We start from the raw sequence: 25,400 nt of genomic DNA on the forward strand, positions 1-25,400 counted from the left end.
GGGTGTTCTGTATATGGAACGGCAAGCGTAGGATGCTGGAATGCCCGAGGACAAGCCCGACCGGAATGTGTCCCTCCGAGCCGCCGTGGCTCGCCGCATCACGGCGCTCCGGCAGCAGAGGGGGCTCTCGCTGAGCGCGCTGGCACTCCGGGCCGGGATCGGGAAGGGCACGCTGTCCGAACTCGAGGCCGGCACGCGCAACCCGACACTGGAGACGCTCTACGCGCTCGCGGGACCGCTGGGTGTCCCGCTCACGGGCCTCCTGGGCGACGAGGCCGGACGCAGTATCTCCGACGGCGTCGTCGACGCCCGGTTGCTCAAGGTGCGCCTTCACGACGACGGCGGGACCACCGAGGTCTTCTGGCTCACCATCGCCGCGCCGGGCACGCGGGTGTCACCGCCGCACGGGCCCGGCACCGTGGAGCACCTCCGCGTGGTGCGGGGGAGCGCGCGGGTGGGGCCGATCGGTGCAGAGCAGGAGGTCCGGGCCGGCGACTCGCACTCGTGGCGGGGCGACACGGCGCACGGCTACGGATCGACGAGCGGGGCCGAGGGGGTGCTCACCATCGAGACGCCGGGCGTCCAGCCCTGATCAGGCGTTGCGGACCTGCTCGAGCCGCCGCTGCACGGCCTCCAGCTCATCGCTCAGGGACTGCAGGCGCTCGGTTCTCTGCTCGACGGCGAGTTCGCGGACGAGGAAGTCCTGGCGCTCGCGGAGTTCGGCTTCGGAGGTCGGCAGTTCGCTGGTGGTCATGGTTCCAGTCTGTCAGGGTGCACCGGGGTCCGCGACCCGTACCCCCACTCGGGTGATGGCGTGCGGAAATAGATGCGCCCGGGCAACCGTTCCCTCAAGAGGTCCGCGGCACACCCCGCCGTGGTTCCGCGAATCGAGAGGTGCACCCATGACTGTCCCCCTGTCCATCCTGGATCTGGCGCAGGTCGCCGAGGGATCCACGCCGGCGGAGACGTTCGCCTCGAGCGTGTCGCTCGCGCAGCACGCGGAGACCTGGGGCTATCAACGCATCTGGTACGCCGAGCACCACAACATGGGCAGTATCGCGTCCTCGGCCACGAGCGTGCTCATCGCCCACATCGCCGCGCACACCTCCAGCATCCGGCTCGGTTCCGGCGGCGTCATGCTGCCCAACCACTCGCCGCTGACCATCGCCGAGCAGTTCGGCACGCTGGAGAGCCTCCACCCCGGCCGGATCGACCTCGGCCTCGGCCGTGCCCCGGGCAGCGACCAGGTCACGGCCCGCGCCCTGCGCCGCGACCCCATGTCCGCCGACAGCTTCCCCTCCGACGTCCTGGAGCTGCAGGGCTACCTGACAGGGGAGACCCGGGTCCCGGGCGTCCAGGCGACGCCCGGCAAGGGCACGAACGTGCCGCTGTACATCCTCGGGTCCTCCCTCTTCGGTGCGAGGCTCGCTGCGGCGCTCGGCCTGCCCTTCGCCTTCGCGTCCCACTTCGCGCCGCAGGCCCTGCAGGACGCCGCGTCCATCTACCGGCGAGAGTTCAAGCCGTCGGCCCAGGCGGACAAGCCGCACTTCATCGCCGGCGTGAACGTCATCGCGGCAGACAGCGCGAATGACGCCCACCACGAGTTCCACGAGGCGATGCTCCGCCGCGTGACGCTCCTCCTCGGCCGCGGACAGACCTTCACGCGGGAGGAGTCGGAGGCGATCCTCGCGTCGCCGGGCGGCCAGCAGATGGCCGACATGGCGCGCTACAGCGCCGTGGGAACGCCCGACGTCGTACGGGACTACCTCGAGCGCTTCTCGGCCCAGATCGGGGCGGACGAACTCATCGTCGCGACGCAGGCCGAGACCACCGGGGCATGGCTCCGATCCTTCGAACTGCTGGCCGAAAGCATGCTCCCGGTGGCCGCCTGAAGGTCACGGAAAAAAGAACCTTTGCGATCCTGCTTGCCATTACCCTCCAACGTTTGGTTAAGTGGGACCCGGTTGTAGTGTTGCGCATTTGTATTTCGCGCGGTTTAGCCCTCGCGGGATAGGCCGCGTCTCTGAAAAAGCGGACAAGCACGCCGCAACTGGACCGCTCCGAAAGTCGGAGTGTGTCTGAGTTTCAGAAGGATAAACAAAAATGGCAACAGGTACCGTGAAGTGGTTCAACGCTGAAAAGGGCTTTGGATTCATTGCTCCCGACGACGGAAGCGCAGACGTGTTCGCACACTTCTCCGCCATCAACGCAAGCGGCTACCGCTCGCTTGATGAGAACCAGAAGGTCAGCTTCGACACCGAGCAGGGCCCCAAGGGTCCTCAGGCGTCGAACATCCAGCCCCTCTAAGGTTCGGATCTTCTCCTAGATCTTTTCGACAGCAGCAGGTCGGACTCCGGTCCGGCCTGCTGCTTCGTTTAAGTCCCTTCGCCCCCGGCTCGGGGCAGGGGCTCAGGAGCCGCTGCCGCAGAGTCCGATGAAGGCTCCGAGCTCCTCGAGGCCGGCAGGGGTGGCGGGCATGTGCTGGGTCAGGCGTGGCGATTGGATGATCACGGCACGCCACTGCCCCCGTGAGACGGCGACGTTGACCCGGTTGCGGTTGAGCAGGAACCCGATGCCCCGCGGTGCCTCCGCGGCGGAGGAGGCCGCCATGCTGACGAGCACGACGGCGGCCTGCTGGCCCTGGAACCGGTCCACCGTGCCCACCCGGATGTCGCCGAGTCCCGCCGCTGCGAGGGCCTGCCGGATGAGGTGCACCTGTGCGTTGTAGGCCGCGACCACCAGGATGTCCTCCTGCGTGAGCGGGCGCGGGGCAGCACCCGCATGCGGGGTCCAGGCCAGGCCGAGATGCCGACGGACCTGGTGGAGGACCTCGGCCGCTTCCTGGGGCGACGACGTCGCGTTGTCCGCATGGTCCACGAGAACGCAGCCGATGCCCGGCGCTGCTCCCTCCAGGTGCCGCCCCCGCGCCGCCGGAGCCGTGGCGAGGCGCCCGTCGTAGGCGAAGGCGGAGACCGACCGGCACAGCTCGGGATGCATCCGCCAGGTGTCCGCGAGGAAGTAGCCGAACCGCGCGGGCAGGGTGGCGTGACCGTCCGAGAGCCATCCCAGTGCCGACTCGTCGACCGGTTCGGGGTGCGTGCCCTGGCTGACCTGCGGGAGCTGCTGCGGATCACCGAGCAGCAGGAGCCTGCGGGCGGCCTGCGCGACCGCCATGGTGTTGGCGAGGGAGAACTGCCCGGCCTCGTCGATCACGAGCAGGTCGAGGGATCCTGCGGGGACCCTACTCCCGGTCAGCGTCCAGGCCGTGCCGCCGATCAGGCAGCCGCCGTCCGCCCCGATGAGCCGGGCGACGTCGTCGTCGGATCTCTGGTTCCACGGCGCGGACCCGTCGCCGGTCCGCTTGGCCACGAGCCCCGCCGGGACTCCGGCTTCCATCGCCCGGCACAACAGGTTCTCGACGACGGCGTGGGACTGCGCGACGACGCCCACCTTCCAGCCTGCGCGCACCAGCTGCTCGATCACGCCGGCGCCGACGTGGGTCTTGCCCGTGCCGGGAGGCCCCTGCACCGCGAGGTAGGAATCCGCGAGGAGGTGCAGGGCCGCCGTGATGGCTGTCACGTACCCGTTCCCGCCGGGAGGTACCGAAGGCAGGGCCACGCCGTCCGCGAGCCGGGGAGGGATCCGCCGGAGCAGGTCCAGCGCAGGGCCGGCCGGGACCTCGGGCAGCGCCCGGCCCACCCGGTCCGCCAGCGCCACCAGGGCGTCCTGCAGGGACTTCGTCATGAGCGGCTGGTCGGGGGCGAGGGCCAGCGGGAGTTCCGGGCGCGGCTCGGCTCCCCGCCTCAGCTTCTCCCGGAGCACGGCCGTGGTGAGCCCGTTCCCGTCCTCCGACAGCTCGGTCACCTCGACGCCGAACCATCCGCCGCGTCCCGTTCCGCCACTGTCGGCGATGTCGGCACCCGCGGGCACCGGGGCGTCGTAGACGGCGAAGTAGGTCGCGTCCTCGCGGAAGTCCGCACCGGGCTGCAGGTGCGCCGTGGCCCGCAGGGTTCGTGCCGGGTTCGAGCGGGGCGTCGGCTTCGCCCAGTCCTGCAGGGTCTCGAGCGTGCGGAACACCATGACGTCGCGGGACTGCTCCCACGCGTGGGCGGGGGCGGCGAGGCGGTCGAAGTGGGACCACCAGAACTGCTTCCGCTCGCGTCGGTGGTAGCCGACGGCCGCGGCGACGAGCGCGATGGCCTGCTGGTCCGGGTTCTTCGCGTCCTCCGGCGGGAGGCTCGCGAGGTGCTCCAGGAGCCGCGCCTCCTCCGGGGCCGGCCCGTAGGCGGCGACCTCGGGTTCCTCCACGGTCTCCGGGCCCGGGTCCTGGCGCGGAGGACCACCGAGGCGCCTGCCCAGTCCGAGCAGCCAGTCCCGGAGCCGGAGCGTCGAGAGGCAGTCATAGCGGTTGTAGTCGCTGATCCCGGCGAGGATCTCCGCCGCGGTGGCCTCCTCACCGGCGTCGCGCGCGGCACAGTACGCGGCATAGGCCACCACGGAGGCTCCGGCATCCTTGACGTCGCCCGAACGGAGGGTGCTGCCCATGTAGAGGGGTTCGAGCTTCTTGAGGCTGTAGGAGCGTTCGGAGATGCGGAGGCTGGAGCGCACGGTCTCGTACAGGTCCACGAGCACGCCGTCGCGCAGCAGCGTGTCCACGGCGTCCTCGCCGAGAACGTGCACGAGGGAGAGCCGCCGCAGCGCGCTCTTCTCGTACGCGGCGTAGTGGTAGACGTGCAGGTCGGGATACTGCTGCCGGCGCTGCGCCACGTAGTCGAGGAAGCGGATGAACGCCGACCGCTCCTCCGCACGGCTGTGGGCCCAGAAGGGACGGAAGGGCGGTTCACCGGCGTCGCCCGCCGGCCGTTCCACGACGCCGAACAGGTACTCGAGGCCCCAGCTTCCGTCCGACGGGTCCTGCCACAGCGGGTCGCCCTCGAAGTCGAAGAAGATGTCCCCCGGACTCGGTGCGGGCAGGGAGGACAGCGTGTGCTGCGGCAGCACACGGTAGGAGACCGTGTGCTCACCCCCGTCCGCGTCGAGGTAGGTCACGCCGCCGTCGGTCGGCGCGGTACCGACCTGCAGGCGCGCCTGCTCCTGCAGGCGGGCCAGTGACGCGTCCTCGGGCCGGGCAGGCATGGCGGCGAGCTGGTCGATGGTGGTGATGCCTTCGCTGCGGAGCCTGGCCCGGCGTTCTCCGGTCATCGAGGCGACGAGGAGGAGGTCCCGCGTGGCCTCGACCTGCTCGGTGCAGTAGTCGCAGCGCCCGCAGGCGGCGATGCCGGGAGAGTCCCAGGCCACCGGCTTTGGCTGGGCCCGGTGGTCGGTCACCAGCTCGAGGAAGCGTGCCCGGCGTTCGCGGAACACCGGCAGGAGATCGGTCAGGCTGTGCACGCTGCGCGAGCGGTCGCCCAGGACGAGCGTCACCTCCGGGGATGTCGGGATGCCCGATGCCTGCAGCTGGTCGCCGTACGCGGCGAGCTGGAGCAGGGCGCCGACCTTCGCGTGGCGGGCGAGCTTCGTGTCCCATACGGCGTAGGAGCCGTCGGGCTGCCGGACGAGGAAATCGGAACGGCCGTGGAACGTGCCGTCGAAGAAGGCGGCCTGGAACACGACCGACGCGCCCGAGCGGAGCGCACGGAGGGACTCCTCGTGCTTGTCCGCCAGGGCCGTCCGGTTCATGGACGCAGCAGGTTCGACGTCGTACACGCCCGTGGGATTGCCCGGCGACCACAGCCCGTGCTCCGCCACCAGTTCGTCCAGCACGCGGTGCTCGTGCACGTCGCCGAGGAGGGCGGCCCGCTGCAGCATCTCGTCCGGCGCGAAGTCGGCGCGCTGCGCCCTGCCCAGCTTCTCGTCGAGGATGCGCAGCAGGCGGTAGCCGCACTCGGACGCCGTCACGAGATCGGTCGCGGAGAACACGAGGTCCGGGTGGGCCGGCGGACCGCCCACGGCGTCGAGCAGGAACATGGGCTGGAGGTACCTTTCGCCGCGTCGGGAGGAGGACCCCAGTTCATCACGTACCGCCGACGATCGTGTGACGGGGGTCTCGGCCAGCACCGGGCGGTGCCTCCGGACTCAATGGAAGAATTGGTACAACCGACCACCGAAGCAGGAGCACTCCATGAACCCCCGCACGCTTTTCCGCACCGTCGCCGTCGCGGAGGCGGTGACCTGGGCCTTCCTGCTGCTGGGCATGTTCTTCAAGTACGTCACGCGCACCACGGAGGCCCTGGTGCCGCCGGCGGGAGCCGTGCACGGATTCGTATTCCTCTGCTTCGTGGTCACCATCGGCTTCATCTGGATCAACCAGCGCTGGTCCGTCCTGACCGGGTTGCTGGGACTCGCCTCGGCGGTCGTCCCGTTCGCGACCGTCCCGTACGAACGGTGGATCGAGCGCCGCGGGCAGCTGGCCGGCGCGTGGCGCCTCGCCCCGGGCGCGGAGGCGCCGGTGAATCCGGCCGAGAAGCTCCAGGCCTGGGTGCTGCGGAGTCCGCTCGTCGCACTGCTCGTCGCGATGGTCGGCATCTCGGTCGTCTTCACCGCGTTGCTGCTCGTCGGCCCTCCCGGATCCTCGAGCTGACGGAGGCCTGACCGATGGCGGATCTGCGGAACACCACCGATGACGAACGGTTCTTCCTCCACAGCGGACGACGCTGGCGGAAGGCCGACCCGTCCCTGCCCGAGGACGTGTTGGCGCGCCTCATGTCCCACCTCGGGCGTGGGCGCTCCGGGGTCCGCAACAGCGCCAAGGGCGACGACGGCGCGGCACTGCCGCGTGCCCGGCGCACCGTGCAGCTCGCGAAGGAAGGGCTCGGCGAGCGGGGGAAGCCCTGGTGGGAGCAGTCGGAGGCCGAGAGGAAGGCGCGGTGGACCGCTGCGCTGAAGGAACTCGACGCGCTGCACCCGCCGCGACCCGACCGCCCGGCGCGGAAGCGCTCCGGCGATGGGTGAGCGATCCTCCGACGGCCTGCTGCGCACCGAGATCCTGCGCATCGCGGAGCAGCGCGGCAGCGACAAGACGCTGTGCCCGTCCGACGCCGCCCGCAGCATCGGCGGGGAGGGATGGCGGGACCTCATGCCCGCCGCACGGCGCATCGCGTTCGAGCTGGCAGGCGAGGGGCGCGTCGACGTGACCCAGCACGGCGACCGGGTGGAGCCCGACGCACGGGGGCCCATCCGGATCCGCTGGGTGACCGGCCCGGCGTAGGTTGTGGCCATGGATCGCTCTGCGCATTCCCTGCGAGTCCTCGTGGCTTCTGCCGACCGGCACGATCTGGTCGAGGTCTGGGACGCACTCATCGGTGTGGTGCAGGAGCCGGCTCCGCCGAGCACTTTGATGGGTGTGACGGTGCTCGGTCATCCGGGCCAGCTCGTCGAACTCGAGGCCGTCGCGGCCGTCGCAGTGGAGGTCACCGGGCAGCCCCCGCTCGCATAGGAGTAGCCGAGGAGTCCGCAGGAGGACCTGTAGCGCAGGGGCTTGTCCCCGCGCTCGTGATGCACATCCTCATTCCGGGAATCCTCGAAGGCATCCCCTCCAGTGCCGGCCTGGAGTCCTGCCCACCCGACGGCCGCCCGGGAACGACGACGGCGGCACCCAAGGTGGGTGCCGCCGTCGTCGTGTCCTGCGGTGCGTCCGCCGGCTACTTCTTCGCGAGTTCGGGGTGGTGGAGCTCGGTGACGTCCGGGTGGGCGCGGACGCGGCCCTTCAGGACGTTCGACCCGTAGGTGGACAGCATGGGGTTTTCCGGATCGTCCGTGATGCCGCGGGCCGCGGCCTTCAGCTCGTCCGTGAGCGGCACCGGCGTGATCACGGCGTCGAGGCGCGGCGACCAGAAGAACGGGACGGCGTAGCGGTCGACGCCCGCCGGGGGCGCGGTCACGCGGTGGATGGTGGCCGCGAGGTAGCCCTCGGTGGCCACCTCGAGCATCTCGCCCAGATTGACGACGAGCGCGCCGGGGATCGGCGTGACCGGCACCCATTCGCTCGCACTGTGCGGGAGGACCTCGAGGCCGCCCACCTGGTCCTGCAGCAGGAGCGTCACGAAGCCGTAGTCGGCGTGGGCGCCGACGCCCTGCGAGCCGGCTCCCTCGACGACCCCACCGACGTAGTGCACGAGCTTGGCCATCCAGGCGGGCGTCCGCTCGAAGGGCTCGGCGAAGTAGTCCTCGGGAAGGTGCAGGGCGACGGCGATCGCGGAGAGCAGCTCGGCACCCACCCGTGACATCAGGCCGGCCCAGGCCATGGCCTGTTCCTCGAGTTCGGGGAGGGCTTCCCGAGGCCAGAGGTTCGGACCCTGGAGCAGCCAGAACGGCTCGTTGTCCGGGTAGTCGCCGAGCGGCTCGCGCTCGGGGGAGAAGTCGATCTGCTCCCGGGCGTCGGGGCGGCCACGGGTGATCTCGGTGCCGAGGCCGGCGTAGCCGCGGAAGTGGGGCGAGGTCCGGTTGTGGATCCTCAGCCGCTCCTCGAGCGGGAGCTCGAAGAACCGTCGCGTGACGTCGAAGAGATCGTCCACCTGGGTAGGGGCGGCGCCGTAGTTGACGACGTGGAAGAAGCCGACGGTGTGGGCGGCATTGCGCAGCTCCTCGATGAACCCGGGGTTGAAGGATCCATCGGCAGAACGTGCGGTACTGAGGTCAAGGGTGGGGATCGATCCCGTGGAATGCTGCATGCGGAGGAGATTACGCCCGTTCAAAAGCGGATTATGACTTTGCGTTACTCCGTGTTGCGGCGGGCGTCGTCCGCGCCGGGATCGGCAAGCCCCGCCAGCGCGCGGACGGCCCGCAGGCCGCCGTCGGACCCCGGCCAGTGCCGCTCAAGGGCGCCCTGTCCCGCGCTGCGCACGACGGCCCGCAGGGCCAGCGCGATCAGCACGACGTCGTCCGCGTACCCGATCACCGGCAGCACGTCCGGCACGAGGTCGACGGGCAGCACGAGGTACACCACGAGCGCGCCGAGGATGATCCGGGTCCGCCGGGGGAGGGTGCGATCGGCGGCGAGGCGCCGGATGAGCCGCAGGAGGTCCGGTCCGAGGCGCAGTGCATCGGCCAGGGAGAGGATCTCCGGGTGGCGCCTCGCGTAGAAGACGAGGCCGGCGAGGAACAGCACGTAGGCGAGCAGGACCGCGAGGGCGGCCTGCAGTACCGCGTTCCACTCCATGCCGTTCCCCTTCCGCTGCCTGCTCCGTGCCTACCGTACGCATGGACCCTGGGGTTCGATGAGGACGACGGCGGCCGGCGGGAGCCGGGGTGGCCGGCCTCAGGGTGCGAGCGCGGCCCGCAGGACCGCCGCGATGCTCTCGGTGACCTGCTCCTCGGTGACGGCGTCGGGGTCGGCCGCACATTCCACGGCCATGCCGTTCACCGTGGCCAGGAGGATGGTCGCGAAGACCGTGTAGTGCTCGGGGTCCGACGGCGCTCCGAAGGTACCTGCCCGCTGGGCCAGCGTGGCGGCGAGCAGGGCCCGCCGGCTGCGCCGGTGCTCGCGGAAGACCGCGCCCACCTCGGGATCCCGCCCGGCCTGCAGTGCGAACTCGACGACGAGCGCGTGCCACCGCTGCTCCTGCAGGACGCCGCGGGCGAGATAGCGCGCGGTGTGCAGGACGGTCTCCTCGAGGGAGGTCAGGAGGTCCACCTGGCTCAGGACGTCCGCGGCCGTATCGGCGAGCCGCTCACTCAGCAGCGTGGCGAAGAGTTCCTGCTTCGATCCGAAGTTGGAGTAGACCGCACCCTTCGTGTAGCCCGCGCGTTCGGCGATCGCGTCCAGCCGCGCGGCGACGTACCCGATCTCCTCGAAGACCTCCAGGGCTGCGGCGAGCAGCCCCGCGCGGACATCCTCCCGGCGCGGCCGGCGCCGCGGGCGGCCTCCCGCCGTGCTGCCGGTCTCCGGCTGTGCTGTCGTCATTCGTCCTCCTGCAACTACGATACCATTGGTATTGAATACTTCAGGTATCGAAATCGAGGACGCCATGGACATCTCCCCGCTCGCCGCGCAGTCCGACCAGCCGACGGACCGTGCGCCGGCCGTCGCCGTCCGCGGCCTGACCCTGCGGGCCGGCAAGCGGACCATCTTCGAGGACGTCACGTTCGATGTCGGCACCGGGTCGCTCGCCGTCCTCGCCGGAGCGTCGGGCACCGGCAAGAGCGCCCTCGCACTGGCGCTCGCCGGTCGGCTCACGCCCACGGCCGGGCAGGTTTCCGTCCTCGGGCTCGCGCTGCCCCGGCAGGCAGGAGCCGCGCGGCGGAAGGTCGGCTTCACCGGCAACGCCACCGTGACGCCGCTCGACGAGACCCTCACGGTCAGGCACCACGTCGCCGAGGCGCTCGAACTCGCCGGCCCGTGGTGGCGGCGGTCCGCCACCCACGAGCAGGTCGGCCGTACCATCACCGCGGCCAACGACCTGCTGGGAGCGCTCGGGGACGCCTTCGGCGACGATCCCGCCGCCGCGCCCCTCGCCCAGGCCCGGCTCCACCGGGGAGAACTCGTCCGCGACGCATCGCCGGTGGCCCGCTTCGCGCTCGGCCTCGTCCTCGCCCTGGTCTCGGCGCCGGACATCCTCGTGGTCGACGACGTCGACCGGCTCCGCACCTCGGATGAGCGCCGCGCCGCCTGGGCCGCGCTCCTCACCCTCGAGCGCACGCGCCGGGACGGCGTTCCGCCGCTGACCGTCGTCGCCACCTGCCAGGACCGGCAGGAGCTCGACGACGTCCTCCATGCAGGCCACCGTCTCAGCGCGCTTCCCCTGCGCCCCGTCGCCGTCCATGACCTCGGGTCCGCGGCATCCCTTCCCTCGTCTCCAGCTCCCGAAATCAGGTAAACCGTGTTCTCCCTGCTCCGCACGGAGCTCTCACGCTTCCGCATCACCCTCACGTCGAAGGCCGCACTGCTGGTCATCGCCATCATCCCCGCGCTCTACGGCGGGCTGTACCTCGCGGCCAACTGGGACCCGACGGGCAGCCTCGACCACCTGACGGCCGCCGTCGTCGACGAGGACCGGCCCGCTACCGCCACCGGCCCCGACGGCACCGCCGCCACCATCTCGGCCGGCGCGGACCTCACGGCCACGCTCACCTCCTCCGACGACGCCGGCTTCACCTGGGTCGCGGTCGACCGGGAGGAAGCGCAGGCAGGGCTCGACGACGGCACCTACGCGGCGACCCTCGACATCCCGGCGGAATTCTCCTCGCAGCTCGCCTCGGTCGGCGGCGAGGCCCCTGCCCGGGCGATGCTCGACATCACCACCAACGACGCCGACAGCTACATCGTGGGTCAGGTCGGCAACACCGTGGCGGCGAACCTGCAGCGCCAGGTGCAGTCCGGCGCCACGAAGGACTACCTGGACAGCATCTACCTCGGCTTCTCCTCCCTCCACGGGAAGCTCGCCGAGGCCGGCGAGGGTGCCGGGAGGATCGCCGACGGCGCCCAGGGTGCCGACGAAGGATCGGCCTCGCTCGTCGTCGGCCTCGGGGACCTCGTGGACGGCAGCACCGAGCTCTCGGCCGGTACCGCGGACGTGGCCGCAGGGGCGGCGGACCTCTCGACGGGTGCCGGCGACCTCGCCACAGGGCTCGGGCAGCTCGATGCGGCGACGGCGGACCTCGTCCCGCAGTCGCAGCAGCTGGCCGACGGCGCCGCCTCGGCCGCCTCGGGCGGAGCGACGCTCCGGGACGGTGCCTCCCAGCTCGCTCCGGGCGCGCAGTCCGTGGCGGACGGAGCCTCCCGGCTCGCAGGATCCGCGACCGCGCTGGCGGGCGGTACGCGCAGCGTCGCCGACGGCGTCGGGCAGCTCGGAGAGGGCGCGGGCGCCCTCTCTACGGGTGCTGCCCAGCTCTCGACCGGAGCGGGGCAGTCGGCTGCCGGTTCACGCGCAGTCGCCGACGGCCTCGCCCGGCTCACCGCGGGCTACGGCTCCCTCACGGATGCCGAGCGGCTCGCGGCGCTCCAGCAGCTCGCCGCCGGCGCGGAGGCCGCCGCTGCAGGAAGCGATCAGGTCTCCGGTGGCGCCGGCACGCTCGCCACGTCCGCCATCGACCTCGCCTCGGGCGCAGCAGCGGCAGCCGCAGGCGCGTCCGCGGCGGCCGACGGCGCCGACCAGCTGGCTGCCGGAAGCGCGGGCCTGGCGACGGGTGCGCAGGACACGGCAGCCGGTGCGGCAGCGGTGGCTCAGGGCGCCGACAGCCTCGCGGGCGGGCTCGCGCAGCTGCAGGCCGGGACCTCCACGCTCGCCCAGGACACACCGGCCCTCCGGGACGGGATCGCCTCGGCCTCCGACGGCGCCGACCGGATCGCCGCGGGAGCGGCGACGCTCAGCGGCGGTGCGGGCCAGGTCGCCGGGGGAGCGGCCACGCTGGCCGACGGGTCAGGGCAGGCGTACGACGGAGCGACGCGGCTCGAGGACGGCCTCGGCACCCTCTCCAGTGGATCCCGCGACCTCGCCACGCAGCTCGACCAGGGCGCGGGACAGGTCCCGGACTACGGCGACGAGCAGCGCAGCGAACTGAGCGACGTCGCCTCCTCGCCGGTATCCATCGAGCGCACGCACGCCAACGCCGTGGACGCCTATGGCGAGGGCATGGCGCCATACTTCATCCCCCTGGCGCTCTGGGTGGGCGGCATCGTGACGTACATCGTGCTCCGTGCCCTGTCGCCGCGGGCGCTCGCCTCCGCGGCCGCGGCCTGGCGGGTCTCGGCCGCCGGGTACCTGCAGGGTGCGCTGTTCGCGGTGCTGCAGGCACTGGTGCTGCTCGGGATCCTGGTGGCCGGCGTCGGGCTGACCACGCCGCACCCCGTAGGACTCGTGGCCTTCACCATCCTCACCGCGCTGGTCTTCACGGCCATCCATCAGGCGCTCGTCGCACTCCTCGGCGGCGTCGGACGGCTGGTGGCGCTGGTGCTGCTGATGCTGCAGCTCACCTCCGCCGGTGGGACCTACCCGGTGGCCACCGAGCCGGGATTCTTCCAGTTCCTGAGCCCGCTGCTGCCGATGACGCATGCGGTCACGGGTCTGCGCCACCTCATCGCCGGCGGTGACCTCGGCGTCGTGTGGCTCTCGGCCGCCCAGCTGCTGGTGTTCTTCGTGCTCGCGGCGGGACTGTCGGTCGTCGCCTCGCACCGCGGCCGCTCGTGGTCGCTGGAGAAACTGCACCCGAGCCTCGCGATCTGACAACCCGCCCTCCACAGGCGGCAGGGGCGCATGCGGGAGGTGGCGGGAGCTTATAGGTTGGAGGAGTACCCGAGCGCGATACCTCCACCAGGAAGGCACCATCCCATGATCTTCATCGTCGTCAAGTTCAACGTGAAGCCCGAGTGGAGCGACCGCTGGATCGACCTCACGCGGGACTTCACCGAGGCCACGCGCCAGGAACCCGGCAACCTGTGGTTCGACTGGTCGCGCAGCGTCGACGATCCCCACCGCTTCGTGCTCGTCGAGGCGTTCCAGGACGACGCCGCCGAGGCCCACGTGAACAGCGACCACTTCTCCCAGGCGATGCAGGACATGCCCCAGGCACTCGTGGAGACTCCGGAGATCATCAGCGAGCGCATCGGCGCCGAGGGCTGGGGACGCATGGGCGAGCTGACGGTGGACTAGGCGCGAGGCCGGCCCTGCCGGGTTTTGTCTGCCGGGTTTTGTCCGCCGGGTTTTGCCTGCCGGCCGGGGACGTGGGCGGACGGTGTCAGGCCTGCGGTGTCAGGCCCACGGTGTCAGGCCCACGGTGTCAGGCCCGCGGTGTCAGGCCCACGGTGTCAGGCCGACCGTGCGCTCCGGCCGGCGGGGAGCGTCCGCTCCATGATGAAGTCGTCCTCGTAGCGGTCGCCGAGGCGGAACCGCTTGGTCCCCACCCTCCGGAAGCCGTTCTTCGTGTAGAAGCGGATGGCCCGGAGGTTCTCCTGGTTGACGCCGAGCCAGACGCCCGGCTGCCCGGACCGCGCGGCGAGATCCAGGGTCGCGGCCATCAGCGCCGCTGCGGACCCCCTGCCGTGGTGGTCGGGGTGGACGTAGAACTTGCTGAGCTCGACGACGGGCGCGAGGGTCAGCGCGGCCAGCACATCGGCGTCGGCGGGCTGGTCCTCGACCACCATGCTCCAGCCGGCGATCCGGCTACCGTCCCTGATGCAGAGGATCGTGCGGCCGGCAGCGGCGAGGTGCTCCCCGAACCGTTCCGCCGAGAGCTGCGTGTCGATGTGCCGCTGGATCTCCTCGGGCGGGGAGTCCGGCGGACAGGCGAGGGGGAAGGTGATGGCGGCGCACACGGCCAGTGCCGCCGCGTCGTCGGCCGTGGCCGTCGCGATGTCGATCGTCATGCCTCCAATCTAGGACGAGTTGCAGCAGGACGCGGACCCGGGGGTCCGCGTCCTGCTGGTGCTTCTGCTGCCGGTACCCGGCTCGCCGCAGCCCTACGGGGCGAGGACGCTCTTGGGCAAATGGTGCGTCGTCACCGCGCCCACGGGAGCCATGGGGTGCAGCGGGTCGGGCGCCGTGCTGCCGGTGGGGCCGCCCAGCCGCGAATGGCAGACCGCGCTGAGGAGGGCGTACGCGTCGCCGGGCGTATGGCCGTGGGTGTCCACCAGGAAGTCGAAGGCGTCCTCGTAGCCGCGCCGGACCGACTCCTGCACGGGGTCGCCCAGGCCGACGAAGATCCACTCCGACTCGGTCTCCACCCTCGGCGCCCGGAGCGGCAGATCCTTGACGACGTCCACACTGACGACGGCCACGCCCTCGGCCTCGATGGCGACGAAGGACGACTCGCCCACCGCCATGATCGCGTGGATGTCCCCGATGGACAGGTAGGCGCCCTCCGTCATGACAGGCAGGTAGACCGTGGTGCCGGGACGGCAGTCCGTGAGGTCCATGTTGCCGCCCTGCGCATAGGAGGGCATGACCGTCGAATGCGATCCCCGTGCCGGCGCCGTGCCGATGCACCCGATCATCGGGGCCGGTTCGAGGGTGTGGCGGTCCGTCACGTGGACGCCGTCGCCGTCGATGGGGACCCGGCGCGTGAACATGTCCGGCCCCATCCTCTCCTGCAGGGCGCCCACGCCCGGCAGGCTGACGGACCAGCCGCAGTCCTTCAGCCGGATCTCGTGGATGGTGACGGCGAGCGCGTCCCCGGGTTCTGCACCCTCGACGTACAGCGGACCCGTGACGGGGTTGAGCTGCGCGGTCAGCTTCCCCATGTCCTTGTGCTCATGGAGCTGTGCGTACACCTCGTCGCTCGTCTCGAAGCCGATGCGCGCCCCGGTGCCGGGAGCGATGCGCAGGGCGGGCTCCACCTCGGCCGTGAAGCCGGGGTGCCCGTGTTCCTTGCCGAGGAAGTGGTCGAGGCCGTCCGTCGGGGGAGTGGTGGATGCTGCGGTGCCGGTCATGGTCGGAGCCCTTCGCGTTCGCCGGTGGCCACCGGCTGGTAGTCCTCGTCCGGAGCGGCGGAGTCCCTCCCGGAGACGTCCGTGGTGCGTCCGGTCTTCCTGTAGTAGGCGAAGACGCAGGCGCCGATGACGAGCCAGACGATGCCGCCGATCTTCGCCTCGACCGCCGCATTGAGCAGGACGTACCCGATGATGAGGAAGCCGATCACGGGGACCACGAGGTGCAGGAGGTAGTTGGTGGACTTCTTGCGCACCACGTAGTGCACCACCACGGAGACATGGAGCATGAGGAACCCGAAGAGCGCCCCGAAGTTGACCAGCGCCGAGATGATGTCGATCTGGCCGACGAAGAACAGCACCAGGACGGCCGAGATCACGGACACCGTGATGATCGCGTACTGGGGGACCTTCCGCGAGTTGATGGCGCTGAGGAACCTGGGCAGCTGGCCCTCGCGGCTCATCGAGTAGAGCAGCCGCGAGGTGGCAGCCTGAGCGGCCATGGCGTTCGCGATGCCGAGGGCGAGGACGTTGACCACGAAGAAGGCCGTGGCCCAGGTGCTGCTCGAGGCCGCTTCCACCAGGTCGAAGAAGGCATTACCGGCAGCCTCGTCCGAGAAGGGGCCCTGGTCCGCTGCGAGGAGGCTGGCCAGCCAGGTCTGGGTCACGAAGCAGAACGCGGCGATGAAGAGGGCGATGATCATGGCCCTTCCGGCCGCGGTGCGCTTGCCGGTGGATTCCTCGGCCATGGTGGAGATGCCGTCGAACCCGAGGAAGCTGAGGACGGCGATGGAGAGGGCCGAGGCCAGCAGCGGGCCGCTCACCTTGTCCGCGTCCCAGATGGGTGCGGCGGAGAACTCGGCGCCCGGGATGGTGCCGCCGTTGAGGGCCGACGCCGCGATCACGATGAAGATCACCACGAAGGCCAGTTCCACCACGAGGAAGATGCGGTTCATCAGCTTGAGCGAGCTCACGCCCAGCAGGTTCACGGCCGTATTGATGGCGACGAACACCAGTGCCCACACCCACCGCGCCGAGCCGGGGAAGATGCCGATCATCGACTCCGCGGCGAACACGTAGAGGAGCGTCGGGATGAGGAGGTAGTCGAGGAGGATCGCCCAGCCGGCGAAGAACCCGACCGTGGGGTGGATGCCGCGGCCCACGTAGGAGAAGACGGACCCCGCGAGCGGGATGGATCTCGCCATCTGCGAGTAGGCCAGGGCGGTGAAGATCATCGCCACGAGCCCGATCAGGTAGACGAGGGGAACCATGCCGTCGGCGGCGTTGTAGACCGTACCGAAGATCGCCCAGGGGGCGATCGGCACCATGAAGATCAACCCGTAGATGAGCAGGTCGGTCGTGGAGACCGACCGTTTGAGCTCCTGCTTGTATCCGTAGGATTCGAGCTGCTGCTGCGCGCTCAACTCGCCGGAGGAGTGGGGAGTGGCCACCGATGTGCCTTTCGTTCGGACCTGCGGCGGTCCCGGTGTCCAGGAAGGGTGGAACGCGCCGCAGAAGGGGGATCGAGACCTTCAGCGGGCGAGCCCGATCGGTCTGAGCAGTATCCTTGCGCACAAAAGGTCTTTCTGGAAGACCTTTTGTTTCCGGCAGGTAAAACCTGACCTAGGGTGGGGGAATGCAGGTGTCCGACCAGGCCCAGACCCGAACGCCGCCCCTCGAAGGGCTTCTTTCAGCTCCCCTGCAGGCCCACTCCCGCGGGGACGAGATCGCGGACAGGCTGGTCACGGCGATCGCGGTGGGGGAGTACCTGCCCGGCGCCCGCCTGCCCTCGGAGCGGGACCTGGCGATCTCCCTCGGCGTCGGCAGGATGACCGTCCGTGAGGCCATCGCGCGGCTCGTGTCGCAGGGGATCCTCGAGACGAGGCGCGGCCGGAACGGCGGGTCCTTCGTCACGGGGCAACCGGAGGAATCTTCCGGACAGGCTGTGCAGCGCACGCTCGGAGCACGCTGGGAATCGATGCGGGATCTGAGGGAGACGCTGTGCCTCCTGCACGGAGCGCTCGCTCGCTCCGCCGCTGACAACCGGAGTGACGAGGACGTGGTGGTACTCCGCGCACGCCTGGAGGACTTCCGCGCAGCGGCGTCGGGCAAGGCCTCCCAGTCGGCGGACGCGGCGCTGCATGCGGCGATCAGCGCGGCGACGCACAACGCGCTGTTGGGCGCGCTCCTCGCGGAGGTCGAGGCCCGCCTGAACCTGGCCGCGCCCTCGCATCCCTGGGGGCCGGTGGACGGCGTCGAGGCCATGGAGGCCCGGGCGCTGAAGGACCACGAGCTGCTGGTGGCCGCGATCTGCTCGCAGGACTCCGATGCGGCGGAGGGCATCGCCCGGCAGCACGTGAAGATCGACTTCGAGATGATCGAGGCGGCGCTCTCCAGGACTACCGCCAGCACGTCGCCGCGGCCCGGGCCCACGTAGCCGGCCGGGTACGTGCAAGGCCCCCGGTCCCCGGCCCCGAGGGTGCCGGCGGCCGAGGACCGGACGAAAGCGACCGGGAGCGTCTCCCCACCCGCCCTGCAGGCGAGGAGACACGTGCCCTAGTCGAAGACCGGCTCGCCGTCGCGGGTCAGCTTCCAGTTCTCCACGAAGAAGTCCGCCGGGTCGATCGTGCCCTCGGCGATCAGGTAGTCGATCAGCAGCTGGCGGATCTCGGTGGTCTGGTTCACGAGCACCGGCGCCGTGGCGATGTGCGGGAAGTTCCCGCCGCCCGACTGCCGGTAGTTGTTCGTCGCCACCGCGAAGCGCTGCGTCGGGTCGATCGGCGCACCGGCGTAGCTGAGGTCGGTGATGCGCTGGCCCACCGGCTTGCTGATGTCGATGCCGTAGGAGACGCCCGACATCATGTCGTAGTTGTAGTCGGGCGTGCCCGCGGCGTTGGTCAGCGTTGCAGGATCGACAGGAGTGCCGGGTGCGCTCTGGTTGAAGTACTTCGCCGAGTACTCGAGGTAGTCCTTCACCTGGGCGCCGGTCATCTCGACCCCGAAGAGCGTGTTCGGGAAGACGTACAGCCCGGCCATGTCGCGGATGGTCACGGGGCCCTGGGGGATCACGGCTGCGCGGTTGAAGGGCGCCACGATGGACAGCACCGGGAGGTCGGCGTTGGGCGTCCCATCGAGCGCCCTGTCCACGGCTCCCGCCTGGACCTCGTTCACGAAGTCCATGACGGCGGTGTCACGGATGCGCGACTCCGCGGCCGACATGGTCGCCGTCGCCGTGCCGATGGCCGTGTTCACGTACTCGATGACACGCTGGTGCTGGCCGGCGGCGATGGCCGAGATCTTCGGGTCGGCCTCGACGGTGTTGGTGTTGAGCAGCTCCGAGTTCGCCGAGGTGACGTCCCACTGGCCACGCACCTTCGTCAGCTCGAAGTCCATGACGGACAGGCGCATGCCCCAGTTCTTCGGCTCTGTGAGGAGCACCTGTTCGCCCGTCTGCCTGTTCGTGACGAAGCGCTCCGGGATCTCCTGGTGCTCGTGCCCCGCGAGGATCGCATCGATACCCGGTACCTGCTCGGCGAGCAGCGTCGACGCGTTCTCGACCGGCAGTCCGCCGCCGTAGGAGGATGTCCCGGAGGGGCCGGAGTGCGAGCTGACGACGACGACGTCCGCGCCGGCGGCCTTCATCTCCGGCACGTATTTCTGCGCCTGCTCCACCATGCCCTCGAAGCGGAGCTCACCCTCGACGTTGTTCTTGTCCCAGATGGCGCTGCCCGGGGTGGTCAACCCGAGGATGCCCACCCTGATGGGCTTCTGGCCCTTGAGCTTCACGGTCCTGATGACGTACGGGGTGAAGGCGTCCTCTCCGGTGTCCCAGTCCTTGACGTTCGCGCCGAGCAGCGGGAAGTCGAGCTGGTCCTCGTAGGTGCGCAGGAGGGGCACGCCGTAGTTGAACTCGTGGTTGCCGAGGGTCGTGGCGTCATAGCCCATGGCATTCATGGCGGCGGCCATGGGGTGGGTCTCGCCGGTCTCGTCCACGGGTTCGACGTTCGCGTAGTAGTCGGTGAGGGAGGTGCCCTGGATGGTGTCGCCGTTGTCGATCAGCAGGGTCGATCCCTCGCCGCGGTCCGCACGGACCTGGTTGACGAGGGTGGAGACCTTGGCGAGTCCGACGTCGTTGTGTGCGGCGTCGTCGTACTCGGCGTTGGTGAAGTAGTCCCAGTTCTCGATGTAGCCGTGGAGGTCGCTGGTACCCATGACGGTGATGGTGACGGGGTCCTGCGTGCCCTGGGCACCGCCGGGTGCGGCGGTTGCTGCGGGCGCGAGTCCGAGTGCGGCGACGCAGCCGAGGGCGACGGCCGCGGCGGCACGCCGGTGGCCCCTTGGAAAACTTTGTGACACGTGAAATCAGCTCCTGTAGGAATGCGGTGGCGACAGCCTATCCGTGACCGGTGACACACTGGTGACGGTAGCCTTGCTCCGGATGAACGGAGCAGGTCCAGTGCCGGGCGTCCCCGCCAGGGATGCCCTTGACGTGATCCAGGCCCCCGGGAGGACCCGCCCATGACGACGAACGCAGAGCAGCAGGCCTATCGCCAGGACGTCCTGGGCCCCGGGTACGAGGTGCGGACGCTTCCGCTGCGACCCGACGAGGAGGGCGAGGTCGTCGCGACGCTCGTCCGCAGGGCCCTCCCCGGAGGTTCCCGCCGGGCGGTGCTGTACGTGCACGGCTTCGTGGACTACTTCTTCCAGACGAACCTCGCCGATGCCTGGCACGAGGCCGGCTTCGACTTCTACGCGCTGGACCTGCGGAAATACGGGCGGTCACTGGGCGCGCACCAGACGCCGAACTACATCACGGCGCTCGAGGAGTACGACGAGGAGCTCGACGAGGCGGCCCGCATCATCCGCGAGGACGAAGGGCACGATGTCCTCGTGGTCATGGGGCACTCCACCGGCGGGCTGATCACGTCGCTGTGGGCCCACCGCCGCCGTGGCCGCGGGATCATCGACGCGCTCGTGCTGAACAGCCCCTGGTTCGACCTCAACGCGAGCCTCTTCCAGCGCACCCTCGGAACCGCCGCGGTCCATCGGCTCGGGACGCTTCGGCCGCGCGTCGTCGTCGGCAAGCTCGGATCCTCCTACGGACGGTACCTGCACCGGGACACCGGCGGCACCTGGGAGTACGACCTCACCTGGAAGCCGCACGGCGGATTCCCCGTCGTGGCGGGCTGGCTGCGCGCCATCCGCCGGGGCCATGCAGAGCTCAACCGCGGCCTCGCGATCGACTGCCCCGTCTTCGTGGCGTGCTCCGACGCCACGTCAGATCCGGCAAGGGAACCGGGCCGCATCTCGTCGACGGACGTGGTGCTCGACGTCGCGCACATCGCCGGGCGGGCGCCCAGGCTCGGCAGGCTGGTGACCCTGGTGCGGATCGCGGGGGGCATCCACGACCTCGCACTCTCGCCCGAACCGGCGCGGTCCGCGTTCTTCGCCGAACTGGCGCGGTGGCAGGACGCCTACGTTCCCGAGCCGGGTGCCGGGGCGTGACGGACGGGTTCCCCAGGTGACTGAGGCGGACGGGCAGGCGGGTAGGCGACCCGGTCAGGCGAGTCTGCGCGCGGCCAGCCGGTCCGCGAAGGCCTGCTCCTCGCACAGAGCCGTGTGCGCGAGCGTGAAGACCCGGGCGTCGGACCGCAGCTGGCCGATGAGCGCCAGGACGGAACGGGCGTCCAGGGCGTCCGAGTCGAGCAGAAGGGACGCCGTCGCCTGGAGCCGCCCCGCTCCCGCCCTCGCCGAAGCGGTCTGAAGGCTGCGCACGGCGCTGTGCCACTCGGCGGGATCCGTGACCCGGAACGAGCGCTCGATCGTGAGGATGCGTTCATCCAGCAGGTCGACGAACCGGGAGACGAAGGAGGTGGCTGCTCGGGCCGAACCGATGTCCGCCACGAGCTCGGCGAAGGCTGCCTTGTCGATGACGGGCTGCACTTCGCTCCTTCCGTGCGTCACGGGCCGGTGGCTGGAGCGCCAACGGAAGGGTGGGAACCTGGTCCCACCGGAATCTCCAGTCTCGCCGTAGAAGATAAAGCTGGAGCGGAGAAACCCTCGGGGTTTGTTCAAGAAAGGCGCAGCACCGGCTATCCCGGGAGCCTCGGCCATCTGCTCAGGAGGGTCCGCTTCCGACGTCGTAGGTGAGGAACGCGAACTGGCCCTGCTGCTCGACGGAGCGGAGCGTGAGCCGGTCCGATTCGACGCGCAGGGGCAGGAGGGGTGCGCCGCCGGTCAGGGCGACCGGCGCGACGGACACCTGGATCCCGTCCAGCAGGCCGGCTGCGAGGAACTGCCCGGCGAGGTCCCCGCCGCCCACGATCCAGATGTCCTTGCCGCCGGCCGCCTCATGCAGGCGCTCGAACACCGCACGGACATCGCCGGCGACGAACCGCACGTCCGCGCCCTCCGGCACCGGCAGTTCGCGGGTGGTGAAGACGAAGGTCGGCCGCTCGCCGTACATCGTGCCCCAGGTGCCGGGCTCCTCCAGGAGTCCCTCGAAGTCGAGGACCCACTCGTACGTCGTCGAGCCCTCCACGAGCACGCCGACCGTGTCGAGGAACCGTACGTAGTGCTCCGGCGGCGGAGGTTCGACGGCGAAGAGCCAGTCCAGCGAGTTGTGCTCGTCTGCGATGAAGCCGTTGATGGTGGAGGCCGTGTAGAAGATGACGCGTGTCATGGTCCATCTCACCACCGGGGCGGCGCCGGGGTAAGGGGCTGGGAGGATCAGTTCCGGGTGTCGATCCCGCCGATGAAGGCCCGGACCAGGGCGTCGAACTCCTCTTCCCTCTCGATCTGCGGCATGTGCCCGCACTTCTCGAACAGGTGGAACTCGGCGTGCGGGAACACCGCGCGCGCGTGGTCCAGGTGCGACGCCGGCAGCACGCGGTCCTCGTCCCCCCACACCACGAGCATGGGCTTGTGCTGGGCCGCCACCGTGCGGATCAGCTGGGTGCGCCAGCGACGCCGGACGCCCCGGAACGTACCGAGGTGCCGGGCGACGGCGAGCAGGACGTCGTCGTACGCCGGGTTCCTGCCCACCTCCTGCGCGTGGTCCAGGCGTTCCTCGGTGACGAACCGCTTGTCGTGGAACAGTGCCCGTTCCGTGCGGTACGCGGCCTTGCGGGACTTGTCCTTCATGAGCCTCCGACCCACGGGCCGGACGGCGAGGATCCGCAGCGCGAGCGTCACCTCCCTGCCGAAACCTGCGCTGTTCGCGAGCACGAGGCTCCGGACGCGCTGCGGCTCCAACGCACTGATCTTCATGGCGACCGCGCCACCGAGGGAATTGCCCACGACGTGCAGCGGCCGGTGCTCACCCAGCGTGTCGAGCGCGGCGAGGACGAAGCGGGCCATGGACTCCATGGAGTACCGGCCCTCCGTCCGCTCGGACAGCCCGAAGCCCGGCAGGTCCACGCTGATGACCCTGTGGTCCGGGGCGAGGCGGGCGTAGAGCCCCTCCCAGTCCTCCAGGCTACGGCCGATGCCGTGCAGCAGGAGGACGGGCGGCTTCTCCCGGGCGCCCTCATCGCGGTAGCGCACGCGGATGCCACCGACCAGCATGAAACCCTCGGGCACGGAACCCGGAGGGGCGGAGAGTCCGGTGCCGGAACGCGCCCCGCTCATCGGCGCACCTTCGCCGCGAGGCGGACGAGGGCCGTGGCGCGGCGTTCCAGCGTGCCGAAGGACATCGGGGCGATGCGCGCGACGACGTCGGGCACCTTCGCACTCAGCCCGATCAGCAGGCGCGGCCTGCGCGCCTTCACGGCCTCGAGCATGAGCTCGGCGGCCCGATCGGCTGGAAAGGTGAGGAGCCTGTTGAACTCCTCCTTCGCCTTTCCCACCTCGGCCTCGCTGAGGTTCCCGCCGATGCGCGCGTTGAGCGCGATGCCGGTCCGGATGCCGCCGGGGTGCACGGAGGTGGTGCCGATGCCGCGCGGCAGCAGCTCGTTGCGGAGCGCTTCGGTGAAGCCGCGCAGGGCGAACTTGCTGGCGGAGTACGCCGTCTGGCCCTTGGGCCCCACGAGCCCGAACAGGCTGGAGACGTTCACGATGTGCCCGCCCGGGCCGATCCTCGGCAGCAGCAGGTGGGTGAGCAGCACCGGAGCGGAGAAGTTGATGGCCATGACCCAGTCGAAGTCCTCCATGCTGATCTGGTCGAACCGCCCGGCGAGGGCCACGCCGGCGTTGTTGACGAGCAGATCCACGCGGTCGGTGGCGGCGAGCAGGTCGTCGGCCAGGCGCTCGATGGCGGCCCGGTCCGCGAGGTCGGCGGTGAACGTCGTGACGCCGGCGGTCGGGTAGGCGGCGCGGATCGACGCGGCGACGGCGTCGAGCCCCACCTCGTCCCGGTCCACGAGCAGCAGGGTGCTCCCGCGCTCCGCGAGGCCGCGGGCCAGGTGCTCGCCCATGCCGCCTGCTGCACCGGTGACGACGGCGGTGGCGCCGGCGAACCGGAAGGGGCGGATTCTCATGCGTGGATCTCCTGGAGTTCGGGGGCGGGGGAGGACGGCGGGGCGGGGGCGTCGAAGACCATGTTCCGCGCCAGGTTGCCGCGCAGGGCGGTCGGGGCATCGAGCAGGTAGTTCTGGCGCATGGTCCACGGCTGCCGGTCGCCCTGCTTCGGGAAGGCCGCGACGGCGCGCTGCACGTACCCGGAGGTCAGGTCGAGGAGCGGGCGTGGCGCCATGTCGCCGTCGGCTGCCGGTGCTCCGTAGCGGTAGCCGTGGCGGTCCATGTACCGGACGAGGCGGCAGACGTAGCGGGAGCTGAGGTCCGCCCGGAGCGTCCACGAGGCGTTGGTGTACCCGACGCACAGGGCGAGGTTGGGGACGCCGCTGATCATCAGGCCCCGGTACACCCAGGAGTTCCCGAGGTCCACCGGCCGCCCGTCCACGGTGAAGGTGGCTCCGCCGAGAGGCAGCATCGAGAGGCCGGTGGCGGTCACGACGACGTCCGCCTCGAGCTCCTTCCCGGACGCGAGGCGGATGCCGTGCGGCGTGAACGTGTCGATCGTGTCCGTGACCACGGAGGCGCTGCCGGACCTGAGTGCCTTGAACAGGTCGGCGCTCGGGGCGACGCAGAGCCGCTGGTCCCACGGGTTGTAGGCGGGCGTGAAGTTCTCGCTGACCAGCTTCTCGTCGCCGAGGATCCGCGCCGTCTGGGTGCGGATGAGCTTCTTGGCAAGCTCCGGGCGGCGCCGGCACAACTGGTAGAACGCCTGCGTGAAGAGCACGTTCTTGGCGCGGGCCACATGATGTGCCAGGCCGGCGGGCAGGTGGCGTCGTGCCGCGTCGGAGAACCTGTCCCGGCTCGGGACGGCGGTGATGTAGGTGGGGGAGCGCTGGAGCATGGTCACGTGCGCCGCGTCCTTCGCCATGGAGGGCACGAGGGTGACGGCGGTGGCACCGCTGCCGATCACCACGACGCGCTTGCCTGCGTAGTCCAGTCCCTCGGGCCAGAACTGGGGGCGGACGATCTCCCCCTCGTACGCATCGAGGCCGGGGAAGGACGGCTCGTGCCCTTGCTCGTAGTTGTAGTAGCCGCTGCACAGGTAGAGGAACCCGCACGTGAGCCGGCGGCGCTCCACCTGGACCCGCCCGGCGCCGTCGTCCTCCGTCACGTCCAGCTCCAGGGTCCACCGGGCGTCGTCGGAGGACCACGCCGCGCTGACCAGCTTCGTGTGGAACCGGATCCGCTCCTGGATCCGCGGGTCCTCGGCGGTCTCCCGGATGTACATGAGGATGGACATGCCGTCCGCGATCGCCTCGGCCTCGGTCCACGGGCGGAAGGGGTAGCCGAGGGTGAACATGTCGCTGTCGGAGCGGACGCCCGGATAACGGAAGAGGTCCCACGTGCCACCGATGGCGTCGCGGGCCTCCAGGACCGCGAAGCTCCTGCCGGGGAGTTCGGTGGAGACGCGGTAGGCAGCGCCGATGCCGGAGAGGCCGGCCCCGACGATCACGACGTCGAGGTGTTCGAGGGAGGAGTCCATAGCTCCATTATTCGATGGCCGCCCGCCCTGGCGCTTGACTTGACG

Annotated in this window: 26 protein-coding genes; 12 read left to right on the plus strand and 14 right to left on the minus strand. The window is 70.5% G+C overall.

Annotation, left to right across the window (positions count from 1 at the left end):
• Positions 1-40: 40 nt before the first annotated feature.
• Positions 41-592 (plus strand): helix-turn-helix domain-containing protein, encoded by a 552-nt coding sequence (locus tag ACIQCY_RS05575; RefSeq protein ID WP_400482897.1) that lies wholly within the window; start codon positions 41-43, stop codon positions 590-592.
• On the opposite strand, the gene ACIQCY_RS05580 is transcribed toward ACIQCY_RS05575, so the two are convergent.
• Complete coding sequence (locus ACIQCY_RS05580) at positions 593-754, minus strand: hypothetical protein (protein ID WP_400482898.1); 162 nt, start codon at positions 752-754, stop codon at positions 593-595. It abuts the gene before it with no gap.
• A gap of 148 nt (positions 755-902) precedes the next feature.
• Between ACIQCY_RS05580 and ACIQCY_RS05585 the strand changes: the two genes are divergently transcribed.
• Complete coding sequence (locus tag ACIQCY_RS05585) at positions 903-1,892, plus strand: LLM class flavin-dependent oxidoreductase (protein WP_400482899.1); 990 nt, start codon at positions 903-905, stop codon at positions 1,890-1,892.
• Positions 1,893-2,103: 211 nt separating this feature from the next.
• On the plus strand, positions 2,104-2,307 hold the full coding sequence (locus ACIQCY_RS05590) for a cold-shock protein (protein ID WP_026533290.1): 204 nt from the start codon (positions 2,104-2,106) through the stop codon (positions 2,305-2,307).
• Between the two features lie 102 nt (positions 2,308-2,409).
• Here ACIQCY_RS05590 and ACIQCY_RS05595 read toward each other — a convergent pair whose 3' ends face one another.
• Complete coding sequence (locus ACIQCY_RS05595; RefSeq protein WP_400482900.1) at positions 2,410-5,967, minus strand: TM0106 family RecB-like putative nuclease; 3,558 nt, start codon at positions 5,965-5,967, stop codon at positions 2,410-2,412.
• Between the two features lie 154 nt (positions 5,968-6,121).
• On the opposite strand from ACIQCY_RS05595, the gene ACIQCY_RS05600 reads away from it, so the two are divergent.
• From ACIQCY_RS05600 to ACIQCY_RS05615, 4 genes are read left to right on the plus strand one after another with little or no spacing between them, the layout of a single operon-like run.
• Complete coding sequence (locus tag ACIQCY_RS05600; protein WP_400482901.1) at positions 6,122-6,580, plus strand: DUF3817 domain-containing protein; 459 nt, start codon at positions 6,122-6,124, stop codon at positions 6,578-6,580.
• A 14-nt stretch (positions 6,581-6,594) separates the two neighbouring features.
• Positions 6,595-6,951 carry a hypothetical protein gene (locus tag ACIQCY_RS05605; protein ID WP_400482902.1) on the plus strand — a complete coding sequence of 119 codons (357 nt, stop codon included), beginning with the start codon at positions 6,595-6,597 and terminating at the stop codon, positions 6,949-6,951.
• A complete protein-coding gene (locus tag ACIQCY_RS05610; RefSeq protein ID WP_400482903.1) occupies positions 6,944-7,207 on the plus strand; it encodes a DUF3253 domain-containing protein in 264 nt (87 codons plus the stop codon). The genes ACIQCY_RS05605 and ACIQCY_RS05610 overlap by 8 nt, the downstream gene beginning before the upstream one ends.
• A 9-nt stretch (positions 7,208-7,216) precedes the next feature.
• A complete protein-coding gene (locus tag ACIQCY_RS05615; RefSeq protein WP_400482904.1) occupies positions 7,217-7,435 on the plus strand; it encodes a hypothetical protein in 219 nt (72 codons plus the stop codon).
• 205 nt (positions 7,436-7,640) lie between these two features.
• Here the strand turns inward: ACIQCY_RS05615 and ACIQCY_RS05620 are convergent, their stop codons facing one another.
• The 3 genes from ACIQCY_RS05620 to ACIQCY_RS05630 all read right to left on the minus strand — a co-directional run bounded on the left by ACIQCY_RS05620 (position 7,641) and on the right by ACIQCY_RS05630 (position 9,901).
• Positions 7,641-8,669 (minus strand): isopenicillin N synthase family dioxygenase, encoded by a 1,029-nt coding sequence (locus ACIQCY_RS05620; RefSeq protein WP_400482905.1) that lies wholly within the window; start codon positions 8,667-8,669, stop codon positions 7,641-7,643.
• A gap of 44 nt (positions 8,670-8,713) precedes the next feature.
• Positions 8,714-9,157, minus strand: coding sequence for a YkvA family protein (locus tag ACIQCY_RS05625; RefSeq protein ID WP_400482906.1), 444 nt, complete (start codon positions 9,155-9,157; stop codon positions 8,714-8,716).
• A 99-nt stretch (positions 9,158-9,256) separates the two neighbouring features.
• The gene (locus ACIQCY_RS05630; protein WP_400482907.1) at positions 9,257-9,901 is read right to left on the minus strand and encodes a TetR/AcrR family transcriptional regulator; all 645 of its coding nucleotides are present in this window, start codon (positions 9,899-9,901) and stop codon (positions 9,257-9,259) included.
• 31 nt (positions 9,902-9,932) lie between these two features.
• Between ACIQCY_RS05630 and ACIQCY_RS05635 the strand changes: the two genes are divergently transcribed.
• The 3 genes from ACIQCY_RS05635 to ACIQCY_RS05645 all read left to right on the plus strand — a co-directional run bounded on the left by ACIQCY_RS05635 (position 9,933) and on the right by ACIQCY_RS05645 (position 13,586).
• Positions 9,933-10,814 carry an ATP-binding cassette domain-containing protein gene (locus ACIQCY_RS05635; RefSeq protein ID WP_400482908.1) on the plus strand — a complete coding sequence of 294 codons (882 nt, stop codon included), beginning with the start codon at positions 9,933-9,935 and terminating at the stop codon, positions 10,812-10,814.
• A gap of 3 nt (positions 10,815-10,817) precedes the next feature.
• Entirely contained in the window at positions 10,818-13,160 is a 2,343-nt protein-coding gene (locus ACIQCY_RS05640) for a YhgE/Pip family protein (RefSeq protein WP_400482909.1), read from the plus strand.
• 105 nt (positions 13,161-13,265) lie between these two features.
• A complete protein-coding gene (locus tag ACIQCY_RS05645; protein WP_400482910.1) occupies positions 13,266-13,586 on the plus strand; it encodes a putative quinol monooxygenase in 321 nt (106 codons plus the stop codon).
• A 155-nt stretch (positions 13,587-13,741) separates the two neighbouring features.
• Here ACIQCY_RS05645 and ACIQCY_RS05650 read toward each other — a convergent pair whose 3' ends face one another.
• The 3 genes from ACIQCY_RS05650 to ACIQCY_RS05660 all read right to left on the minus strand — a co-directional run bounded on the left by ACIQCY_RS05650 (position 13,742) and on the right by ACIQCY_RS05660 (position 16,809).
• Positions 13,742-14,299, minus strand: a complete 558-nt coding sequence (locus ACIQCY_RS05650) for a GNAT family N-acetyltransferase (protein WP_400482911.1) — start codon at positions 14,297-14,299, stop codon at positions 13,742-13,744.
• A 93-nt stretch (positions 14,300-14,392) separates the two neighbouring features.
• Positions 14,393-15,361 (minus strand): acetamidase/formamidase family protein, encoded by a 969-nt coding sequence (locus tag ACIQCY_RS05655; protein ID WP_400482912.1) that lies wholly within the window; start codon positions 15,359-15,361, stop codon positions 14,393-14,395.
• Positions 15,358-16,809, minus strand: a complete 1,452-nt coding sequence (locus ACIQCY_RS05660; RefSeq protein WP_400482913.1) for an APC family permease — start codon at positions 16,807-16,809, stop codon at positions 15,358-15,360. The genes ACIQCY_RS05655 and ACIQCY_RS05660 overlap by 4 nt, the downstream gene beginning before the upstream one ends.
• A gap of 185 nt (positions 16,810-16,994) precedes the next feature.
• Between ACIQCY_RS05660 and ACIQCY_RS05665 the strand changes: the two genes are divergently transcribed.
• Positions 16,995-17,795, plus strand: a complete 801-nt coding sequence (locus ACIQCY_RS05665) for a FadR/GntR family transcriptional regulator (RefSeq protein WP_400482914.1) — start codon at positions 16,995-16,997, stop codon at positions 17,793-17,795.
• A 119-nt stretch (positions 17,796-17,914) separates the two neighbouring features.
• Here the strand turns inward: ACIQCY_RS05665 and ACIQCY_RS05670 are convergent, their stop codons facing one another.
• Positions 17,915-19,714, minus strand: coding sequence for a bifunctional metallophosphatase/5'-nucleotidase (locus ACIQCY_RS05670; RefSeq protein WP_400482915.1), 1,800 nt, complete (start codon positions 19,712-19,714; stop codon positions 17,915-17,917).
• Between the two features lie 162 nt (positions 19,715-19,876).
• On the opposite strand from ACIQCY_RS05670, the gene ACIQCY_RS05675 reads away from it, so the two are divergent.
• Positions 19,877-20,863, plus strand: coding sequence for an alpha/beta hydrolase (locus tag ACIQCY_RS05675; protein WP_400482916.1), 987 nt, complete (start codon positions 19,877-19,879; stop codon positions 20,861-20,863).
• Positions 20,864-20,917: 54 nt separating this feature from the next.
• On the opposite strand, the gene ACIQCY_RS05680 is transcribed toward ACIQCY_RS05675, so the two are convergent.
• The 5 genes from ACIQCY_RS05680 to ACIQCY_RS05700 form a co-directional block, all read right to left on the minus strand.
• Positions 20,918-21,301: a hypothetical protein gene (locus ACIQCY_RS05680; RefSeq protein ID WP_400482917.1), complete on the minus strand. Its 384-nt coding sequence runs from the start codon at positions 21,299-21,301 to the stop codon at positions 20,918-20,920.
• A 175-nt stretch (positions 21,302-21,476) separates the two neighbouring features.
• Positions 21,477-22,040, minus strand: coding sequence for a dihydrofolate reductase family protein (locus ACIQCY_RS05685; RefSeq protein ID WP_400482918.1), 564 nt, complete (start codon positions 22,038-22,040; stop codon positions 21,477-21,479).
• Positions 22,041-22,087: 47 nt separating this feature from the next.
• Positions 22,088-22,987 (minus strand): alpha/beta fold hydrolase, encoded by a 900-nt coding sequence (locus tag ACIQCY_RS05690; RefSeq protein ID WP_400482919.1) that lies wholly within the window; start codon positions 22,985-22,987, stop codon positions 22,088-22,090.
• On the minus strand, positions 22,984-23,835 hold the full coding sequence (locus tag ACIQCY_RS05695; protein WP_400482920.1) for an SDR family NAD(P)-dependent oxidoreductase: 852 nt from the start codon (positions 23,833-23,835) through the stop codon (positions 22,984-22,986). Before ACIQCY_RS05695 ends, ACIQCY_RS05690 begins: the two co-directional genes overlap by 4 nt.
• Positions 23,832-25,355 carry a flavin-containing monooxygenase gene (locus ACIQCY_RS05700; RefSeq protein ID WP_400482921.1) on the minus strand — a complete coding sequence of 508 codons (1,524 nt, stop codon included), beginning with the start codon at positions 25,353-25,355 and terminating at the stop codon, positions 23,832-23,834. Before ACIQCY_RS05700 ends, ACIQCY_RS05695 begins: the two co-directional genes overlap by 4 nt.
• Positions 25,356-25,400: the final 45 nt, after the last annotated feature.

Source organism: Arthrobacter sp. NPDC092385 (assembly GCF_044755105.1).
Taxonomy (GTDB): domain Bacteria; phylum Actinomycetota; class Actinomycetes; order Actinomycetales; family Micrococcaceae; genus Arthrobacter_D.

Excerpts from the sequence above, each read along its gene's own strand:
- ACIQCY_RS05665 (WP_400482914.1), top strand. The coding sequence starts at position 16,995 with ATGCAGGTGTCCGACCAGGCCCAGACCCGAACGCCGCCCCTCGAAGGG.
- ACIQCY_RS05675 (WP_400482916.1), top strand. The coding sequence starts at position 19,877 with ATGACGACGAACGCAGAGCAGCAGGCCTATCGCCAGGACGTCCTGGGC.
- ACIQCY_RS05645 (WP_400482910.1), top strand. The coding sequence starts at position 13,266 with ATGATCTTCATCGTCGTCAAGTTCAACGTGAAGCCCGAGTGGAGCGAC.
- ACIQCY_RS05580 (WP_400482898.1), bottom strand. The coding sequence starts at position 754 with ATGACCACCAGCGAACTGCCGACCTCCGAAGCCGAACTCCGCGAGCGC.
- ACIQCY_RS05600 (WP_400482901.1), top strand. The coding sequence starts at position 6,122 with ATGAACCCCCGCACGCTTTTCCGCACCGTCGCCGTCGCGGAGGCGGTG.
- ACIQCY_RS05655 (WP_400482912.1), bottom strand. The coding sequence starts at position 15,361 with ATGACCGGCACCGCAGCATCCACCACTCCCCCGACGGACGGCCTCGAC.
- ACIQCY_RS05590 (WP_026533290.1), top strand. The coding sequence starts at position 2,104 with ATGGCAACAGGTACCGTGAAGTGGTTCAACGCTGAAAAGGGCTTTGGA.
- ACIQCY_RS05585 (WP_400482899.1), top strand. The coding sequence starts at position 903 with ATGACTGTCCCCCTGTCCATCCTGGATCTGGCGCAGGTCGCCGAGGGA.
- ACIQCY_RS05700 (WP_400482921.1), bottom strand. The coding sequence starts at position 25,355 with ATGGACTCCTCCCTCGAACACCTCGACGTCGTGATCGTCGGGGCCGGC.
- ACIQCY_RS05610 (WP_400482903.1), top strand. The coding sequence starts at position 6,944 with ATGGGTGAGCGATCCTCCGACGGCCTGCTGCGCACCGAGATCCTGCGC.
- ACIQCY_RS05620 (WP_400482905.1), bottom strand. The coding sequence starts at position 8,669 with ATGCAGCATTCCACGGGATCGATCCCCACCCTTGACCTCAGTACCGCA.
- ACIQCY_RS05605 (WP_400482902.1), top strand. The coding sequence starts at position 6,595 with ATGGCGGATCTGCGGAACACCACCGATGACGAACGGTTCTTCCTCCAC.
- ACIQCY_RS05625 (WP_400482906.1), bottom strand. The coding sequence starts at position 9,157 with ATGGAGTGGAACGCGGTACTGCAGGCCGCCCTCGCGGTCCTGCTCGCC.
- ACIQCY_RS05695 (WP_400482920.1), bottom strand. The coding sequence starts at position 23,835 with ATGAGAATCCGCCCCTTCCGGTTCGCCGGCGCCACCGCCGTCGTCACC.
- ACIQCY_RS05575 (WP_400482897.1), top strand. The coding sequence starts at position 41 with ATGCCCGAGGACAAGCCCGACCGGAATGTGTCCCTCCGAGCCGCCGTG.
- ACIQCY_RS05650 (WP_400482911.1), bottom strand. The coding sequence starts at position 14,299 with ATGACGATCGACATCGCGACGGCCACGGCCGACGACGCGGCGGCACTG.
- ACIQCY_RS05690 (WP_400482919.1), bottom strand. The coding sequence starts at position 22,987 with ATGAGCGGGGCGCGTTCCGGCACCGGACTCTCCGCCCCTCCGGGTTCC.
- ACIQCY_RS05595 (WP_400482900.1), bottom strand. The coding sequence starts at position 5,967 with ATGTTCCTGCTCGACGCCGTGGGCGGTCCGCCGGCCCACCCGGACCTC.
- ACIQCY_RS05630 (WP_400482907.1), bottom strand. The coding sequence starts at position 9,901 with ATGACGACAGCACAGCCGGAGACCGGCAGCACGGCGGGAGGCCGCCCG.
- ACIQCY_RS05685 (WP_400482918.1), bottom strand. The coding sequence starts at position 22,040 with ATGACACGCGTCATCTTCTACACGGCCTCCACCATCAACGGCTTCATC.
- ACIQCY_RS05615 (WP_400482904.1), top strand. The coding sequence starts at position 7,217 with ATGGATCGCTCTGCGCATTCCCTGCGAGTCCTCGTGGCTTCTGCCGAC.